Origin of the sequence: Angustibacter sp. McL0619 (assembly GCF_049994355.1) — a bacterium.
Classification (GTDB): Bacteria; Actinomycetota; Actinomycetes; order Actinomycetales; family Angustibacteraceae; genus Angustibacter.
Genome location: NZ_CP188257.1, coordinates 4062390 through 4078234, shown reverse-complemented (window position 1 = coordinate 4078234; position 15845 = coordinate 4062390). Strand labels below are relative to the sequence as shown.

10 protein-coding genes and 2 pseudogenes are annotated in these 15845 nt (G+C 70.1%); 9 read left to right on the top strand and 3 right to left on the bottom strand.

All coding sequences use genetic code 11. The features are described 5' to 3' along the window. The first annotated feature begins 67 nt into the window (after positions 1–67). From pulA to glmM, 4 genes are all read left to right on the top strand, one after another. Positions 68–5875: a pullulanase-type alpha-1,6-glucosidase gene (pulA, locus tag ACPPVT_RS18995; protein ID WP_426563025.1), complete on the top strand. Its 5808-nt coding sequence runs from the start codon at positions 68–70 to the stop codon at positions 5873–5875. Positions 5876–6115: 240 nt separating this feature from the next. Then, positions 6116–6559 (top strand): 50S ribosomal protein L13, encoded by a 444-nt coding sequence (rplM, locus tag ACPPVT_RS18990; RefSeq protein WP_426563023.1) that lies wholly within the window; start codon positions 6116–6118, stop codon positions 6557–6559. A gap of 48 nt (positions 6560–6607) precedes the next feature. Further along, positions 6608–7096, top strand: a complete 489-nt coding sequence (gene rpsI, locus ACPPVT_RS18985) for a 30S ribosomal protein S9 (RefSeq protein WP_426563021.1) — start codon at positions 6608–6610, stop codon at positions 7094–7096. Between the two features lie 108 nt (positions 7097–7204). Continuing rightward, the gene (gene glmM, locus ACPPVT_RS18980; RefSeq protein WP_426563019.1) at positions 7205–8551 is read left to right on the top strand and encodes a phosphoglucosamine mutase; all 1347 of its coding nucleotides are present in this window, start codon (positions 7205–7207) and stop codon (positions 8549–8551) included. Here glmM and ACPPVT_RS18975 read toward each other — a convergent pair. Next, complete coding sequence (locus ACPPVT_RS18975; RefSeq protein ID WP_426563018.1) at positions 8548–9519, bottom strand: DUF389 domain-containing protein; 972 nt, start codon at positions 9517–9519, stop codon at positions 8548–8550. The two genes, glmM and ACPPVT_RS18975, sit on opposite strands and share 4 nt — an antisense overlap. Before the next feature lie 334 nt (positions 9520–9853). Here ACPPVT_RS18975 and ACPPVT_RS18970 point away from each other — a divergent pair, with 334 nt between their 5' ends. The 3 genes and pseudogenes from ACPPVT_RS18970 to ACPPVT_RS18960 all read left to right on the top strand — a co-directional run. Beyond that, positions 9854–10219, top strand: coding sequence for a YciI family protein (locus tag ACPPVT_RS18970; protein ID WP_426563016.1), 366 nt, complete (start codon positions 9854–9856; stop codon positions 10217–10219). 121 nt (positions 10220–10340) lie between these two features. Then, positions 10341–10842, top strand: a pseudogene (locus ACPPVT_RS18965) (PIG-L family deacetylase); the annotation flags it as partial. Positions 10843–10928: 86 nt separating this feature from the next. Next, a pseudogene (locus tag ACPPVT_RS18960) lies at positions 10929–11156 on the top strand (PIG-L family deacetylase); the annotation flags it as partial. Here the strand turns inward: ACPPVT_RS18960 and ACPPVT_RS18955 are convergent. After that, complete coding sequence (locus ACPPVT_RS18955; protein ID WP_426563014.1) at positions 11153–11866, bottom strand: Type 1 glutamine amidotransferase-like domain-containing protein; 714 nt, start codon at positions 11864–11866, stop codon at positions 11153–11155. The pseudogene ACPPVT_RS18960 and the gene ACPPVT_RS18955 overlap by 4 nt on opposite strands. A gap of 90 nt (positions 11867–11956) precedes the next feature. Here ACPPVT_RS18955 and ACPPVT_RS18950 point away from each other — a divergent pair, with 90 nt between their 5' ends. Beyond that, positions 11957–12946 carry an aldo/keto reductase gene (locus tag ACPPVT_RS18950; protein ID WP_426563012.1) on the top strand — a complete coding sequence of 330 codons (990 nt, stop codon included), beginning with the start codon at positions 11957–11959 and terminating at the stop codon, positions 12944–12946. A gap of 60 nt (positions 12947–13006) precedes the next feature. Here ACPPVT_RS18950 and coaA read toward each other — a convergent pair whose 3' ends face one another. After that, positions 13007–13990, bottom strand: a complete 984-nt coding sequence (gene coaA / locus ACPPVT_RS18945) for a type I pantothenate kinase (RefSeq protein ID WP_426563010.1) — start codon at positions 13988–13990, stop codon at positions 13007–13009. Between coaA and glmS the strand changes: the two genes are divergently transcribed. After that, positions 13989–15845: a glutamine--fructose-6-phosphate transaminase (isomerizing) gene (gene glmS / locus ACPPVT_RS18940; protein ID WP_426563008.1), complete on the top strand. Its 1857-nt coding sequence runs from the start codon at positions 13989–13991 to the stop codon at positions 15843–15845. The genes coaA and glmS overlap by 2 nt on opposite strands.

Here is a 15845-nt window from a genome sequence, read left to right as displayed (position 1 = left end):
CCGGGACTATTGTCACGCACCAAACGGACACCTCGGACATCGACGTCCGCCTCGTTGGGAGCGCGCCATGGCTGCCTCGCACCACCGTCGGATCCTGAGCACCCTCCCCGCACCGTGGGCGGTGCTCGCCGTCCTGGCGCTGCTGGGGGCGTTGCTGGCGGCGCCGGCGGCGGCGCCGGCCAGAGCCGCCGAACCCACGCCCGTGCCGGCCACGGTCACCCTGATCGGCTCATTGCAGAGCGAGCTCGGCTGCTCCGGTGACTGGGACCCGGCCTGCGCACAGACGCACCTGCAGCGGGTCGGCGACAGCGCGGTGTTCAGTGCCCGGTTCGCGGTGCCGGCCGGGTCCTACGAGCTGAAGGTCGCGCTCAACGACTCGTGGGACGAGAGCTACGGCAAGGACGGCGGCAGCGCCAACATCGCGATCACCCTGGCCGGGGACGCGACCCTGGAGTTCAGCTACGACCACGCCAGCCACCGGATCGGCATCGCGCCGACCGACCTGCCTGGCCCCGTGACGGCGGCCGACAAGGCGCTGGCCCAGCCGAGCCTGCGGGCACCGCTGACCCGCGAGCGGATGTACTTCGTGATGGCCGACCGGTTCGCCAACGGCAGCACGGCCAACGACGCCGGCGGCCTGACCGGTGGACGGCTCGAGACCGGCCTGGACCCGACCGCGAAGGGTTTCTACCACGGCGGCGACCTCAAGGGCCTGACCGGGAAGCTGGACTACATCAAGGGCCTGGGCACGACCGCGATCTGGCTGACCCCGTCGTTCAAGAACCGCCCGGTGCAGGGCAGCGGGTCCGATGCCAGTGCCGGCTACCACGGCTACTGGATCACCGACTTCACCCAGGTCGATCCGCACCTGGGCACCAACGCCGACCTGACGAACCTGGTGGCCGCCGCGCACCGCAAGGGGATGAAGGTCTTCTTCGACATCATCACCAACCACACCGCGGACGTCATCGACTACACCCAGCAGCAGTACACCTACATCGACAAGGCGACCAAGCCGTACAAGGACGCCGCTGGGAACACCTTTGACGACAAGGACTACGCGGGCACCGACACCTTCCCGACGTTGGACGCCGCGACGTCGTTCCCGTACACGCCGACCTTCCGCACCGAGGCCGACAAGACCGTGAAGGTGCCGGCCTGGCTGAACGACCCGACGTACTACCACAACCGCGGTGACTCGACCTTCGCCGGCGAGAGCGCGGAGTACGGCGACTTCGTCGGCCTGGACGACCTGTTCACCGAGCAGCCCGCGGTGCTCAAGGGTATGACCGACATCTACAAGTCGTGGGTGGACTTCGGCATCGACGGCTTCCGGATCGACACCGTCAAGCACGTCAACATGGAGTTCTGGCAGTCCTTCTCACCGGCCATGCAGGCTGAGGCGAAGGCCCAGGGCAACGACGACTTCTTCATGTTCGGCGAGGTCTACGATGCGCGGCCGAGCTTCATGTCGCAGTACACGACCACTGGCAAGCTGCCCGCCACGCTGGACTTCGGGTTCCAGGCCGCGGCGAAGGACTTCGCGCTCGGCAAGCCGACCAACGAGGTGCGCGACCTGTTCGCCGGCGACGACTACTACACCGACACCGACTCCAACGCGTACGAGCTGCCGACGTTCCTCGGCAACCACGACATGGGCCGGATCGGATACTTCCTCAAGGCCGGTGGGGTCAGCGATCCCGCCGAACAGCTTCAGCGGGACACCCTCGCCCACCAGCTGATGTATCTGACCCGCGGGCAGCCCGTCGTCTATTACGGCGACGAGCAGGGCTTCACGGGTGCGGGCGGTGGCAACGACCAGTCCGCGCGGCAGGACATGTTCGCCAGCCAGGTGGCCGAGTACAACGACGACCCGGTGGTCATCGGCGGCACACCGGGGTCGAAGGACCGGTACCTGACCGGCTCGCCGATGTACCGGGCGATCAAGCAGGTCGCCGCGCTGCGCCAGGCCAACCCGGCGCTGGCCGACGGTACCCAGGTGCACCGCTACGCGTCGTCCGCCGCAGGCATCTACGCGTTCAGCCGGGTCGACCGCAAGTCCAAGGTCGAGTATCTGGTGGCGGCCAACAACTCGACGTCCGCGAAGACCGTCGAGGTCGCCACGTTCGGCCGCAACGCGACGTTCAGGCCGCTGCTCGGCAGCACGAAGTCGTTGCGCACCAACGGTGAGCAGCGCACCCAGATCACCGTCGCACCACTGTCTGTGGCGGTCTGGAGGGCCACCAGGGCCGTCGACCGCAGCAACCACGCGCCCGCCGTCTACCCGGCGTCGCCGCAGCCCGGCGGCGTCGTCGGCGGTCGCGCCGAGATCGGCGTCTCGGTGCCGGACAACGCCCTCGCCGAGGTGACCTTCGCGTTCCGGCCGGTGGGCACCAGCACCTGGCAGCGGCTCGGCACGGACGACAACGCGCCGTACCGGGTCTTCCACGACACCTCGGGGCTGGCCAAGGGCACGCTGGTCGAGTACCGCTCGGTGCTCAAGGACTCCAGCGGCCGATACTCCGCGACGTCCACCTACGGCGTCGTCGGCGATCCGGCGCCGACCGGTGGCGGTGGCGGCGGCGTCGGCCCGGTCGTCCAGCCGGACAACGTCAGCGTGCCCGGCGACCACAACTCCGAGATGGGCTGCGCCGCTGACTGGGACCCGGCGTGTGACCAGGCCCAGCTCACCCTGGACCCCAAGGACCAGATCTGGAAGGGCACGTACACGCTGCCGGAGGCCCCGCACGCCTACAAGGCCGCCCTCAACAAGACGTGGGACGTCAACTACGGCGCCGGTGGCGTCAAGGACGGCCCGAACATCTCCTACACCGCGCCCGCCGGACCGGTGAGCTTCTACTACGACCAGTCCACCCATTACGTGACCTCGGACGCCGAGGGCCCGATCGTGACGGCGCCCGGGTCGTTCCAGTCCGAGCTGGGCTGCCCGGCCGACTGGAGCCCGGACTGCATGCGGCCGTGGCTGCAGGATCCCGACGGCGACGGGGTGTTCACCTGGAGCACCGACCAGATCCCCGCAGGGGACTACGAGGTCAAGGCGGCGCACGGGCTCAGCTGGGACGAGAGCTACGGCGCAGGCGGCTCGCCGACCGGCGCGAACATCGCGTTCACCGTGCCGGGCGCAGGGGTGGTGACGACGTTCTCGTACACCCTGAGCTCGCATGTGCTGACCGTGGCCACGTCACGCGCCGGCGCCGCACCCGACCTGTCCAAGGCGAAGGCGCACTGGGTGTCCCGCAACCTGATCGCCTGGCCGGCCACCGCGCTGCCGGCCGGGACGCCGCCCGAGCAGCTGCGCTGGCGGTTGCACTGGTCGGCGTCCGGTGGTCTCGCCGTGGACGACGAGGCCGTGACCGGCGGCGAGTCCGCGGCGCTGCGCTATGACGCGCGAGGGCTACCGGCGTCCGTGGTCGCCAAGTACCCACAGCTGCAAGGGTTCCTGGCGCTGCGCCTGGCTCCCGCGACGGCCGCCCAGGCCGGTCGCATCCTGCGCGGCCAGGTGGCGGTGGGGCAGTACGACTCGCTCGGCCGACTCACCGATGCCACCGGCGTGCAGTTGCCTGGCGTGCTGGACGATCTCTACGCCGGCGCAGCCTCGGCGAACCTCGGCATGACTTGGCGCGGCTCGACACCTGCACTCGCGCTGTGGGCTCCCACGGCCCAGGACGTCGACCTGCTGCTCTGGCGTCCGGGCCGGACAGGTGCTGCGCCGCAACGGATCCAGCTGCAGCGCTCGGACTCCGGCGTGTGGTCGGCGCGCGGCTCGTCGTCCTGGCGGAACGCGCAGTACCTGTACGACGTCAGCGTGTACGCGCCGACCACGAAGGTCGTCGAGCACAACCAGGTCACCGACCCCTATTCGCTGGCGCTGACCACCGGCTCGGCCCGGTCGGTGGTCGCAGACCTGGACGACGCCGCGCTCCGGCCGAACCAGTGGCGCAGCACCGCGTCGCCGACGCTCGCGAACCCGGTCGACTCGACGATCTACGAGCTGCACGTGCGGGACTTCTCGGTCGGCGACCAGAGCGTGCCGGCCGCGCACCGCGGCGGCTACCTGGCGTTCGCGGACGACGGCGCCGGCACCGAGCACCTCAAGGCGCTGGCGGATGCCGGGCTGAACACCGTGCACCTGCTGCCGACGTTCGACCTGACCTCGGTGCCGGAGGACGCGTCCGACCGCACGACGCCGAACTGCGACCTGCCTTCGTTCGCGCCGGACTCCGAGCAGCAGCAGGCCTGCGTCACCGCGCAGGCGGCCACCGACGGCTACAACTGGGGCTACGACCCGTACCACTGGATGGCGCCCGAGGGCTCGTACGCGACCAATCCCAACGGCACTGCGCGGGTGCGTGAGTTCCGCACCATGGTCGGGGCGCTGCACGCGGACGGGCTCCGTGTCGTCCTGGACCAGGTCTACAACCACACCTCGGCCTCCGGCCAGGCGCCGACGTCCGTGCTGGACCGGATCGTGCCCGGCTACTACCAGCGGCTGAACCCCGGCACCGGCGCGGTCGAGACCTCCACCTGCTGCCAGAACGTCGCCACGGAGCACGCCATGGCGCAGAAGCTGATGGTCGACTCGGTGGTCAGCTGGGCCCGTGAGTACAAGGTCGACGGGTTCCGGTTCGACCTGATGGGCCACGCCTCGAAGGCGAACATGCTCGCCGTCCGGCACGCGCTGGACGCGCTCACCCTCGGCCGTGACGGCGTCGACGGCAAGCGGATCTACCTGTACGGCGAGGGCTGGAACTTTGGCGAGGTGGCGAACAACGCGCTCTTCTACCAGGCCACCCAGGGCCAGCTCGGCGGCACCGGCATCGGCACGTTCAGCGACCGGCTTCGCGACGCAGTCCGGGGTGGCGGGCCGTTCGACGACGACCCGCGGGTCCAGGGTCTGGGCTCCGGCCTGGCCGGGGACCCGAACGGCGCCGCGGTTAACGGCGACGCGGCCCAGCAGGCTGCCACGCTGGCCCACGCCACCGACCTGGTCGAGCTCGGGATGGCCGGCAACCTGCGCGCGTACACGTTCCGGGACACCGCCGGGGACGTCGTCCGGGGCGACCAGATCGACTACAACGGCAACCCCGCCGGGTACGCCGACCAGCCGGCCGAGGTGATCAGCTACGTCGACGCGCACGACAACGAGACGTTGTGGGACGCGCTGACCTACAAGCTGCCGCAGGCGACGGCGATGAGCGACCGGATCCGGATGAACACGCTTTCGCTGGCCACCACGGCGCTGGGCCAGTCGCCGTCGTTCTGGCACGCCGGCGCGGACCTGCTACGCAGTAAGTCGCTGGACCGCAACAGCTTCGACTCGGGCGACTGGTTCAACACCCTGGACTGGACCGGCGCGGACAACGGCTTCGGCCACGGGCTGCCGCCCAAGGCGGACAACGAGGCGAAGTGGCCGTTCCAGAGGCCGCTGCTGGCGGACGCCGCGCTCAAGCCGACCGCGGCGCAGGTGGCCAGCGCCTCGGCCGCCGCGCAGGACCTGCTTCGGCTCCGCTCGTCGTCCAGGCTGTTCCGGCTCGGTTCGGCCGACCTGATCGGAGCAAAGGTGGGCTTCCCGGCCAGCGGGACGCCGTCCGCGCACCCGGGCGTGCTCGTGATGCGGATCGACGACACGGTCGGTCCGGACGTCGACCGCAGCCTGCGCGGGCTCGTCGTGGTGGTCAACGCGACTCCGTCTGCGGTCAGCCAGGTGGTGCCGGGACTGAGCGGGCACGCGCTCGCGCTGTCCGCGGTGCAGTCGGCCGGGTCGGACCCGGTGGTCAAGGGCACGAGCTGGGACTCGACGTCCGGCACCGCGACCGTGCCGGCCCGAACGGTGGCCGTCCTCGTCGAACCCTGAACCGGTCCGGCCAGACAAGAGAACTGGGGCACCTGAGGTCGCGGAGGTGCCCCAGTACTCTGGTTTCGAGTGGTGGGGAGCGCGTTTTGACCCTCGGTGCGCAGGACAGGTACTCTGGGACGTCGTCGTGCGTGTCCGGTGTGCCCCTGATCAGGGGCGGCGCCGCGAGCGCGACACCAATGCCAGCGGGCGCCAGCACCGGTGCTTGACCATCTGTAGACGAGAACGAAGGCTACGACCGTGCGTACCTACACCCCGAAGCCCGGCGAGGTCGACCGCCAGTGGCACGTCATCGACGCCACCGACGTCGTGCTGGGCCGGCTCGCCAGCCAGGTCGCCGTGCTGCTGCGCGGTAAGCACAAGGCCACCTTCGCGCCGCACGTGGACACCGGTGACTTCGTGATCGTGATCAACGCCGAGAAGGTCGCCCTGACCGGCGCGAAGCTCGAGCAGAAGCGTGCCTACCGCCACTCGGGCTACCCGGGCGGCCTGCGTTCGCGCACGTACATCGAGATGCTCGACAAGTACCCCACCAAGGCGGTCGAGAAGGCCGTCAAGGGCATGCTGCCGAAGAACTCCCTGGCCGCCGCCCAGCTCGGCAAGCTGAAGGTCTACGCCGGCTCGGAGCACCCGCACGCCGCGCAGAAGCCCCAGCCGTTCGAGATCATCCAGGTCGCGCAGTAAGCCACGGCCGAGTCACCAGCAGCACCTAACAGGAGCACGAGGAGAACCGTGGCTGAGTCCACCACCGAGGTCGAGCTCGACGCAGAGGACGCGCCGAGCAACTACACCACCGAGTCCACCGAGGCGCCCGCGCGGCGTGTCGTCGTCACCTCCCCTGCTGCGGCCACCGGCCGTCGCAAGGAGGCCGTCGCGCGCATCCGGATCGTCCCGGGCACCGGTCGCTGGACCATCAACGGCCGCGAGCTGGCGCACTACTTCCCCAACAAGGTCCACCAGCAGATCGTCAACGAGCCCTTCAAGGTGCTCGAGCTGGACGGTTCCTACGACGTCATCGCGCGCGTGCACGGCGGCGGCCCCAGCGGCCAGGCCGGCGCGGTGCGTCTCGGCATTGCCCGCTCGCTGAACGCGGTCGACGAAGAGGCCAACCGCCCGACGCTGAAGAAGGCCGGCTTCCTGACCCGCGACCCGCGCGCCATCGAGCGCAAGAAGGCCGGTCTGAAGAAGGCCCGCAAGGCTCCGCAGTACAGCAAGCGCTGATCCACCGCGCGGCCCGCATCCGTGGGCGCGCGCACGCCGACGGCCTCGGGGGTAGCGTTCCCCGGGGCCGTCGTCGTTTGGTCCACCCGCTCGACGAGAGGCGCACTTGTGGCACGACTGTTCGGGACCGACGGGGTCCGGGGGCTCGCCAACCGAGATGTCACGGCCGAGCTCGCGCTGGACCTCTCGGTCGCGGCGGCGCACGTGCTCGCCGACACCGGCGCCTTCGCCGGACACCGACCGTTCGCGGTCGTCGGCCGCGACCCGCGGGCGTCCGGCGAGTTCCTGTCCGCCGCCGTGGTGGCCGGGCTGGCCAGCGCCGGGATCGATGTTCTGGACGTCGGCGTGCTGCCCACGCCCGCCGTGGCATACCTGACCGCGGCCCGGGGCGCCGATCTGGGCGTCATGCTCTCGGCCTCGCACAACGCCATGCCGGACAACGGCATCAAGTTCTTCGCCCGCGGTGGGCACAAGCTCGACGACGTCATCGAGGACACCATCGAGCAGCGGCTCCGCGAGCCGTGGAAGCGCCCGACCGGAGCAGCCGTCGGGCGGGTCCGGCAGGACGGCGCGGCCGCGGAGGACTACGTGGCGCACCTGCTGGCCGTGCTGCCGCACCGGCTGGACGGCGTGCACCTCGTGGTGGACTGCGCGCACGGCGCCGCCAGCGTCGTCGCGCCCGCCCTGCTGACCGCTGCCGGCGCCAGGGTCGACGTGATCGGCGGCGAGCCGGACGGTCTGAACATCAACGAGGGCTACGGCTCGACCCACATGGGCAACCTGCAGGCAGCGGTCGTCCAGCACGGTGCGGACCTCGGGGTCGCACTGGACGGGGACGCCGACCGCTGCCTCGCCGTGGACGCCGGCGGTGAGCTCGTGGACGGCGACCAGATCATGGCCGTGCTGGCCCTGGCGCTGCGCGAGCGGCAGGCGCTGACCGACGACACCCTGGTCGCTACCGTGATGAGCAACCTCGGCCTGCTGCAGGCCATGGAGCGCGAGGGCATCGTCGTCGAGCAGACCGCGGTGGGTGACCGTTACGTCCTCGAGCGGATGCGCTCCGGCGGCTTCACGCTGGGCGGCGAGCAGTCCGGCCACGTCATCCTGTCCGACCACGGGACCACCGGCGACGGCATGCTGACCGCCCTGCTGCTGGCCTCCCAGGTGGCCCAGACCGGACGTCCGCTCGGCGATCTGGCCGGCGTCATGCGGCGGCTGCCGCAGGTGATGGTGAACGTCGCGGACGTCGACAAGGCCCGCGCCGCGGACGACGAGCACGTGCAGGCCGCGGTGCGCGAGGCGGAGTTCGAGCTGGCCGGGCAGGGTCGGGTGCTGCTGCGCCCGTCCGGCACGGAGCCGCTGGTGCGGGTGATGGTCGAGGCCGGTGAGGCCGAGCACGCCAAGATCGTCGCCGACCGGCTCGCCGTCGTCGTCAAGGCGCGCCTGGCCCTCTAGCGTGCGCGCGGCCGGATCAGTCGGCCGCGGGCGTCGAACCGCACCAGCCGACCCCAGCGCGCCCACACCACGCGCTGCAGCACCAGGACGATCGCGCCGGCCGCGATCATCCCGACCAGGTTGAGCAGCAACTGGGCGCCCGATCCGCGCAGCTCCGAGGGGTCCGCGAGCGCCAGGGCGAGGGCCAAGTTTCCGGCCGCGGGCACCGTGGTGACCGAGATGAAGACGCCCACCAGGACGGCGGTCCGCCCCGCCGTCAGGGACAGCGTCCCAGCGACCCCGGCCAGGACCGCCACGACCAGGGACCAGTGGTCCGGCCGCCAGATGAACCCGGTCTGCGGTCGAGGTGAGTTGAGCGTGTCGCTGTCGATCCAGCCCAGTGCGGCCCACAGCAGCGCGAAGACCGCGGTGATCAGGATGGCCACCGTGAAGCCGAGCAGCAGGAGCCTGATCCCGCGGCCGATCAGCCGCCGTTCCAGCATCGCGAAGCCGAAGGCGACGCCGGCCACCGCGCCGTACTCGGGACCGACGACCATGGCGCCCACCACGAGGATGGACGAGTCCTCGATGACCGCGATGGAGGCGATCATCGTGGCCAGGGTGAGGAACACGTAGAACGTCCAGGACGGGCGCACGTGCTCGTAGGCCTGGCCGGTGACGATGTCCCAGACCACCCCGTCGTCCGGGTTGCCCGGTGCCGCTTCCTCGGCCCGCCGAGCTGCCTTCGACGGTGAGGCGGTGACCTCCTGGATGGCCACGGTGCCGCCGTCGTCAAGCCCGAGCTCGCGCAGCCTGGCGATGATGTCGCTGGCGGCCTCGCGGGCGACGTCGCAGCTGACGGCGTCACCGACCGGGTCCAGGGCGGCGTCCCGCAGGACGACCACGTTGACCACTCGCGGGTCGGCCAGCAGGAGCTTCTCGATCGGCTCGCGACGAGCGGTCGGGACGACGAGCCGGAGCTGGAGCATGGGGCCCATCCTGCCGTGGTGCGACGTCCGGCGTCCGACGTCCGACGTCCCCGTGCCCGCCCGCGCCCACTTGTGGGGAGGTATCGGGGTCTCAACCGTCGTTGAGGCCCCCAACACTCATCACAAGTGGGGAAGGGGGGCGTGAACACTGACCGATGCGAACCGACGGCTGTCGGTTAGTCTGCGCGCGTGGCGGTCGATGCGCCTCTCAGCGAAGCTGGAGTACGCCTCCCACGCGCGCTATGAGTTCCTGACGTGATGTCGAATCGTGGATCCGCCGTTCGTAGAGAAGGTGGAGGTCGGCCGCGGTGGCCACCCGCCAAGAGGAGGGGACATGACCGAGTACCTCATCGCCTTCAACGACACCTGGGTTCCGGACCACACGGACGAGCAGCTGCGCGAGAAGTCCAAGGCTCTGCGGCCGCTGGTCGCGCAGATGAAGGCCGCCGGGGTCCTCATCTTCACCGGCGGCCTGGACGATACGGCCCCGGTCTTCAGTGTCGATGCGTCGAGCGGCACCCCGCTGTTCACCGACGGTCCGTACGTCGAGTCCAAGGAGTACCTCGGCGGCTTCGCGGTCGTGGACGTGGCCGACGAGGAGGCGGCGCGGCTGTGGGCGGGAAAGATCGCGGTGGCCTGCGGTTGGCCGCAGGAGGTGCGACGCTTCCAGGTCCGCAGGCAGCCGCCAGAGACGGCCTGACGGGGGCCGTGGCCGCCGGCGGCTCGTCGGTATGGCAGTGTCGTGGGGGCGAGTTTCACAAGCGATCGAGAGGTCATCGAACGTGTCGCACTCCGGGCCAGAGCCTCGACGGCTGACGCTGATGGCGGTCCACGCCCATCCCGACGACGAGGCGACCGGGACGGGCGGCGTGCTGGCCCGGTATGCCAGTGAGGGCATCCGGACGGTCCTGGTGACCTGCACCGACGGTCGCTGCGGCGACGGGCCCGGCGGGGTCAAGCCGGGCGATCCCGGTCACGAGCCGGCCGCCGTCGCGGCCGCCCGGCGCCTCGAGCTCGAAGAGAGCTGTCGCGTCCTCCAGGTCAGTGACCTCGAGCTCCTCGGCTACGGCGACTCCGGGATGATGGGCTGGCCGAGCAACGACGCCCCGGGATCGTTCTGGACCACCCCGGTGGCAGAGGCGGCCGCCGTGCTCAGCGAGCTGATCCGCCGCTACCGGCCCGATGTGGTGGTCACCTACGACGAGAACGGGTTCTACGGTCACCCCGACCACATCCAGGCGCATCGGGTCACCATGGCTGCGGTGGCCCTCAGTGGCATCCAGGCCAAGGTCTACTGGACGACGGCGCCGCGCTCGGGCCTGGAGGAGATGTTCCAGGTCTTCCGAGAGCTCGCGCCAGAGCTCGCCGACGCCGCAGCGGAACGTCCCGACGAGGAGCTGCCCGACGACTTCGGACTGCCGGACGACGAGATCTCGACGTGGGTCGACACCGCCCCGTTCGCCGGGCAGAAGTACGACGCGCTTGCCGCCCACGCCAGCCAGGAGGAGAACATCATCTTCCTGCGCATGGGCCTCGAGCGCTTCTCACGGCTGATGGGTACCGAGACGTTCGTGCGAGTGCAGGACCACACGGACAGCCCGCTCCCCGAGGACGACCTGTTCGCCGGACTGCGCTAGGGACTGAGGCTTGGCTGCCTCGTGGTCGGCGTCGGCGGCTCGGCAGGAAAGAACCGCCAGTGCCCTTCTGACACGACCTCGACGGCGCCATCGACAACCTTGATGGCCGTCTCGTCGTCCATCGCGTACGCCGGACCCGAGATGCCGGCCGCCCACTGTTCCGCCTCGGCCATGGAGTTGCCCGGCTTGCCGTCCTCAGCCAGGTGGGGGCAGATCGAGAAGTCGACGATGCCCAATGTGCTGTCGTCACCGGTCGGGGGCTTCCACTGGACGAAGTCCTCGCCGATCCTCGGGGTCATCACCATGCTCCCGGCGCTCAGCCCCACCCAGACCGTCTCGCTGAGCGACGCAAGCAGGTCCGCCAGCCCGGACTCTCGCATCCAGTGGCACAGGTAGAGGGCATCGCCGCCCGCCACCAGCAGGACGTCCGCCTCCCGCACCAATGGCACCCAGCGCTCTTCGTCGATGCTGGGTAGTGCGGTGAGCTCAAGCACGCCGACGGACCTCCAACCCAGGTCGACCATCGGAAGGTCCGAATTCCCACTGATGAACCGCCAGGCACCGACGCCGGGGCCGACCATCGGGTGCCCGTACTGCGCGGTGGGGATGCACAGGGCGCTCGAGTCCGCGATCGGCTTGCCCAGGAGTTCGACCAACGCCTTCTGGATGCTGGCGTTCTTGACGCCGGCGGATGTGAGGAGAAGCCTCACGCTTGCCTCCCGTTCGTAGCAGTCATGGCATTGTCCTCGAATCTGGGAGGCACAGCGAAACAGGGTTTCGTCTAGAGAAGGAGAAGCACCATGCAGGCACGCACCCTCGGTTCGCAAGCCCTTCAGGTGTCCCCACTCGGCCTGGGCTGCATGGGCATGAGCCAGTCCTTCGGGCCACGACCGCCACGCGAGGAGATGATCACGTTCATCCGCGCCGCAGTCGACCGAGGCGTCACCCTCTTCGACACCGCCGAGGTCTACGGCCCGTTCCACAACGAAGAGCTGGTGGGAGCGGCGTTGGAACCGGTCCGCGAGGACGTCGTGATCGCCACCAAGTTCGGGTTCGCGTTCGACGAGGACGGCAACCAGACCGGTGTCAGCAGCAGACCGGACGACATCCGCGCCGCCGTCGAGGGCTCGCTGCGTCGCCTGCGCACCGATGCCATTGACCTGCTCTACCAGCACCGCGTTGACCCGGCCGTGCCCATCGAGGACGTCGCCGGCACCGTCAAAGAGCTCATCGAGGCCGGCAAGGTGCACCACTTCGGGATGTCCGAGGCCGGCGTTGGAACGATCCGCCGCGCCCATGCCGTCCAGCCCGTCACGGCGCTGCAGAGCGAGTACTCCCTGTTCTGGCGCGAGCCCGAGGACGAGATCCTGCCCGCGCTGGAGGAGCTCGGCATCGGCTTCGTGCCGTTCAGCCCGCTCGGACGAGGCTTCCTGACCGGTCAGGTGAGCGCCACGACCCAGTTCGGCGAAGGAGACATCCGCGCCTCTCTTCCCCGCTTCGAGCGCGAGGCGCTCGAAGCCAACCTCGCCCTGGTCGACCTCGTCACCAACGTCGCCGAGCGCAAGAACGCCACCGTAGGCCAGGTAGCACTGGCCTGGCTCCTCGCCCAGAAGCCGTGGATCGTACCGATCCCCGGGACCAGACGCCTCGAGCGCCTCAACGAGAACCTGGGATCGGCCGAGCTCGACCTCACCGTCGAGGATCTGGCCGAGCTCAACGGTGCGTCAGCCAGCGTGTCGGTCCAAGGCGACCGTTACCCAGAGGCCATGCAGAAGATGATCGACCGCTGAGGACCCACCGAGCTCGTGCACGCACGAGACGTCCCGCGCAGTCCGTGCTCGTGGCATCGCTCAGGGTTTGCGCAACCGGATCCGGGTCACGGCGTGGTCGGCGCCCTTGGTGAGCACCAGCGTGGCTCGGCCGCGGGTGGGCCGGATGTTCTCCACGAGGTTGCGCTCGTTGATCCGCTCCCAGATGCCGCGCGCGGTGGTGACGGCCTCCTCGTCACTGAGCGCGGCGTACCGGTGGAAGTACGACGACGGGTCGGCGAACGCCGTGCGCCGCAACCTCAGGAACCGCTCGACGTACCAGCGCTGGACGTCCTCGGTCTTGGCGTCCACGTACAGCGAGAAGTCGAAGAAGTCGCTGACCGCGAGGCCGGACCGACCCTGGGCGTCCAGCCGGGGCGGCTGCAGCACGTTCAGCCCCTCGACGATCAGCACGTCCGGACGGCGGACCACCACCTGCGCGCCCGGCACGATGTCGTACGTCAGGTGCGAGTACACCGGTGCCGACACCTCGGCCCGGCCGGACTTCACCTCGGCCACGAAACGGAGCAGCCGGCGGCGGTCGTAGGACTCCGGGAAACCCTTGCGCTGCAACAGGTCGCGGCGTTCGAGCTCGGCGTTCGGCAGCAGGAACCCGTCCGTGGTGACCAGCTCCACCGACGGGGTGTCCGGCCAGGCGGCCAGCAGGTCGCGCAGGATGCGGGCGGTCGTGGACTTCCCCACCGCCACCGACCCGGCGATGCCGATCACGAACGGCACCCGGTCGTGCCGCTCGCCCAGGAAGTCCCGGGCCACCCCGTGCAGCTGCCCGGCCGCGCGCACGTACAGGTTGAGCAGCCGGGACAGCGGCAGATAGACCTCCTCGACCTCGGCCAGGTCGACGCGGTCGCCCAGACCCTGCAGGCGCTCGAGCTCGGGCGCACTGAGGGTCAGCGGGGTCTGTGCGCGCAGTCCCGCCCAGGCCGCACGGTCGAGCTCGACGTACGGGGTGGGCAGGCTGGCGCCGTTGCCGGGGGCCACGGCGGGCAAGGCTACCCTTGGCGGCATGTGTGGAATCGTCGGGTACACCGGTCCGGTCGGCGGCACGGGCGCCCTGGACGTCGTGCTAGAGGGCCTGCGGAGGATGGAGTACCGCGGCTACGACTCGGCCGGGATCGTCATCGAGGCCGACGGCGTGCTCAGCGTCGACAAGCGGGCGGGCAAGCTGGCCAACCTCGAGAAGGCGCTGACCGACGAGCCGCTGCCGCTCGGCGTCACGGGCATCGGGCACACCCGCTGGGCCACCCACGGCGGCCCGACGGACGCGAACGCGCACCCGCACCTGAGTGCCGACGGCCGGCTGGCCCTCGTGCACAACGGCATCATCGAGAACTTCGCCACCCTCAAGGCCGAGCTGGTCGCCGACGGCGTCCAGTTCTCGTCCGAGACCGACACCGAAGTGGCCGCGCATCTGGTCGGCCGCGCCTACGAAGACCTGGGTGACCTGACCGAGGCCATGCGCGCCGTCTGCAACCGGCTGGAGGGCGCCTTCACGCTGCTCGCCGTGCACGCCGGCGAGCCCGGCGTGGTCGTCGGCGCCCGCCGCAACTCACCGCTGGTGGTCGGCCGCGGCGAGGGTGCGAACTTCCTCGGCTCCGACGTGGCGGCCTTCATCGAGTACACCCGGCAGGCCATCGAGCTGGGTCAGGACCAGGTCGTCACCATCACCAAGGACGACGTCGCGGTGATCGGCTTCGACGGCGCCCCGGCGCAGACCACCGAGTACCACGTGGACTGGGACGCCTCCGCCGCCGAGAAGGGCGGCTACCCGAACTTCATGATGAAGGAGATCGAGGAGCAGCCTCGCGCGGTGGCCGACACCCTGCTCGGTCGCACCGACGCCGAAGGCCACCTCGTGCTGGACGAGCTGCGGATCAGCGAGTCCGTACTGCGCTCGGTGGACAAGATCGTGGTGATCGCCTGCGGCACCTCCTCCTATGCCGCGCAGGTCGCCAAGTACGCGATCGAGCACTGGTGCCGGGTGCCGACCGAGGTCGAGCTGGCCAGCGAGTTCCGCTACCGCGACCCGGTGGTCAACGAGAAGACGCTCGTGGTCGGCATCTCGCAGTCCGGCGAGACGATGGACACGCTGATGGCCGTCCGGCACGCCCGCGAGCAGGGCGCCAAGGTCATCGCGATCTGCAACACCCACGGCTCGACCATCCCGCGCGAGTCCGACGCCGTGATCTACACCCACGCCGGGCCGGAGGTCGCAGTCGCCTCGACCAAGGCGTTCCTGGCCCAGATCACCGCCTGCTACCTGCTCGGTCTCTACCTGGCCCAGCTACGCGGCAACAAGTACGAGGACGAGGTGCGCGAGCTGCTGCGCCGGCTCGCCGAGGTGCCGGACCAGATCCAGCAGGTGCTGGACTCCATCGAGCCGGTCCGCCAGCTGGGCCGCGAGATGGCCAACGCCAAGGTCGTGCTGTTCCTCGGCCGGCACGTCGGCTACCCGGTGGCCCTGGAGGGTGCACTCAAGCTCAAGGAGCTCGCGTACATCCACGCCGAGGGCTTCGCGGCCGGTGAGCTCAAGCACGGCCCGATCGCACTGATCGAGGAGGGGCTGCCGGTGTTCGTGGTCGTCCCCTCGCCGCGCGGTCGGGACTCGCTGCACGGCAAGGTCGTCTCGAACATCCAGGAGATCCGGGCCCGCGGTGCGCGCACCATCGTGATCGCCGAGGAGGGGGACGACGACGTGGTCCCCTTCGCGGACACGATCATCCGGGTGCCGCAGACCCCGACCCTGCTGGCCCCGCTGGTCACCACCGTTCCGTTGCAGGTGTTCGCCTGCGAGCTGGCCATGGCCAAGGGGTTGGACGTCGACCAGCCGCGCAACCTGGCCAAGTCCGTCACGGTCGAGTAG

Coding starts and splice junctions, on each gene's coding strand:
- pulA (WP_426563025.1), top strand. CDS start 68: ATGGCTGCCTCGCACCACCGTCGGATCCTGAGCACCCTCCCCGCACCG.
- glmS (WP_426563008.1), top strand. CDS start 13,989: ATGTGTGGAATCGTCGGGTACACCGGTCCGGTCGGCGGCACGGGCGCC.
- ACPPVT_RS18950 (WP_426563012.1), top strand. CDS start 11,957: ATGCAGGCACGCACCCTCGGTTCGCAAGCCCTTCAGGTGTCCCCACTC.
- ACPPVT_RS18975 (WP_426563018.1), bottom strand. CDS start 9,519: ATGCTCCAGCTCCGGCTCGTCGTCCCGACCGCTCGTCGCGAGCCGATC.
- ACPPVT_RS18970 (WP_426563016.1), top strand. CDS start 9,854: ATGACCGAGTACCTCATCGCCTTCAACGACACCTGGGTTCCGGACCAC.
- coaA (WP_426563010.1), bottom strand. CDS start 13,990: ATGCCGCCAAGGGTAGCCTTGCCCGCCGTGGCCCCCGGCAACGGCGCC.